Here is a 1,875-nt window from a genome sequence, read left to right on the forward strand (position 1 = left end):
CCATGCCAGCACCGCATTGCCCATGCGCCGCGGCAGGATTCCGATGCTGAGGAACCAGGCCGCCAGGGCAGCCCGCCGCCGCCAGGATGCGTTCATTTCCAGGCTGGCGGCGGCGCCCGCTCTTGCCAGGCCCAGCCGGGAGTCGGTTTCAACCGGATGCTGGGGCTCATCGACGCAGAGCGAAGCCAGCCGCTCTTCCAGGTGAACCGGATCGTGAAGGCCGGCATCCGGCGGCATGGTCAAGCCGATCTCGGCCGCCCGGTCGGACAGGGCTTCGAGGCGCCGGAAGTCATGCTGCATGCGCCAGCGCGCCCGCTCGGCAAGCTTCTCGTCGAAGACCGAATGGTTGGAGCCGTGGATGCGGTAGGCGCCAAGGCAGGTGTCGATGGATTTCACTTCTCCGTGAAGCGGCGCCAGTGTCGCCAGATAGCCATCGGCGCCTTGCCGGAAATCGCTTTCAGGCATGGGCATTATCGGTTCCAGCGCCTCGCGGTCGAACGCCAGCCCGCTTGTCACCGTCGTACGGTAGCGCCCCTTGCGCAACAATTCCGGCACGACGTCGCCTGAATCGAACGGCTGTTCGGGAGGGGGAAAGACATCCTTGATCTGCTGGTCCTCATCAACGAGATGCAGCCGGAATTGCGCCTGGGCGACATCTGCATCCCACTCGTCCAGGACCTCGGAGACGGCGTTCGGATAGAGATAATCGTCGGCGTCCAGGAAAAGGATGATCGCCCCGGTGCTCGCCTCGAATCCGGTGTTGAATGCTGCGCCATGCCCGCCATTCCTGCGCCTCAGGCACGGGCGGATCTTGTCGCCATAGGATTCGATGACGGCCACCGACGCATCGGTCGAAGCGTCGTCGACGACCACGACCTCGACATTTCGGTGGTCCTGCTCCAACGCGCTGTCGATGGCGCGCCCGAGAAACTGTTCGTAATTGTAGTTAGGGATGATGATCGATACCGGAATGCGGTCCAATGGCGAATGCACGGGATCAAGCCTCGCAATCTGCTTTGGTCACAGTGACGGTGATTTTCTTGCAAATCCGGCTCGGGTCGACCCGGCTGCGGCGAACGGCTCCAACTAGAGGCCTATCGCTTCCAGGCAAGGGTGATCTTTCTCGCGAAGGTGGGCACGGCCTTCAATGCGCCGAAAGCTGCTGCCGCAACATCGAAAAGTGGCTGGAGGCCAGAGGCGCTTGATTTGCGCCGATCACGGCTCGATGGGGGAAGCCGCCCGCGCTACTCAGCGTTTGTTGCAAACGCGGTGTCAGCCGCGCGCGAACGCCGTATTCAAAAGGCTGATCTGGTCGGAAACCGGATTGGCCCGGCGGCTGGGCGCGTGCGTCTCGGCGACGACGCCGCCATAGATTTCCTCGTCCATGCGCCGTACCAGCGCCTGCAGGCGTAGCGAGCGCGTCACCAGATCGAGAAATTCCTTCGGCAGCTCGTTCCAGCCAAGCGCCTCGTCATGCGCCGACGCGGTATCCAGCCGCACCTTGGATTTCTCCGAGGCCACCTGGTCGCGCGTCATCTCGCCGGAATTCGCCGCGCGCTGCAGCAGCAGCCAGGAGGCGACCTGCATCAGCCTTGTGGTCAGCCGCATCGATTCCGCTGCATAGAGGGTCGCGGCCGTGCGCGACAATTTCTTGGCCTCGAGCCTGCCCTTGCCATCGAGATATTCGGCGGCCTGCTCGACCAGCCCCATGCCTTCCTGGTAGAGCGGCTTGAAGGATTGGGAGAAAACCCGGCGCTCCGCCAGCTTGATGGTTTTCGCGCTGCCCTTCGAAGGCTCGTTCATCGATACGCCCCTGCACTGCCGCCAGCCGATTCGACTATCCTTGCCGACGTGGCCAGCACCCTTAACTGACTG

The 1,875-nt window shown here is 63.3% G+C and carries 2 protein-coding genes; both read right to left on the reverse strand.

Annotated features, from left to right (window positions below; translation table 11 throughout):
- A partial coding sequence (locus EOA27_RS34530; RefSeq protein ID WP_145970760.1) for a glycosyltransferase family 2 protein occupies nucleotides 1-993 on the reverse strand: 993 nt, incomplete at its 3' end.
- Between the two features lie 279 nt (nucleotides 994-1,272).
- On the reverse strand, nucleotides 1,273-1,803 hold the full coding sequence (locus tag EOA27_RS34535) for a DUF1465 family protein (RefSeq protein WP_042645727.1): 531 nt from the start codon (nucleotides 1,801-1,803) through the stop codon (nucleotides 1,273-1,275).
- Nucleotides 1,804-1,875: the final 72 nt, after the last annotated feature.

The sequence above is a fragment of the Mesorhizobium sp. M2A.F.Ca.ET.037.01.1.1 genome, from assembly GCF_003998075.1.
Taxonomy (GTDB): domain Bacteria; phylum Pseudomonadota; class Alphaproteobacteria; order Rhizobiales; family Rhizobiaceae; genus Mesorhizobium.

What these genes read in the sequence shown, in the direction of transcription:
- EOA27_RS34535 (WP_042645727.1), bottom strand. Translation starts at nt 1,803, where the DNA reads ATGAACGAGCCTTCGAAGGGCAGCGCGAAAACCATCAAGCTGGCGGAG.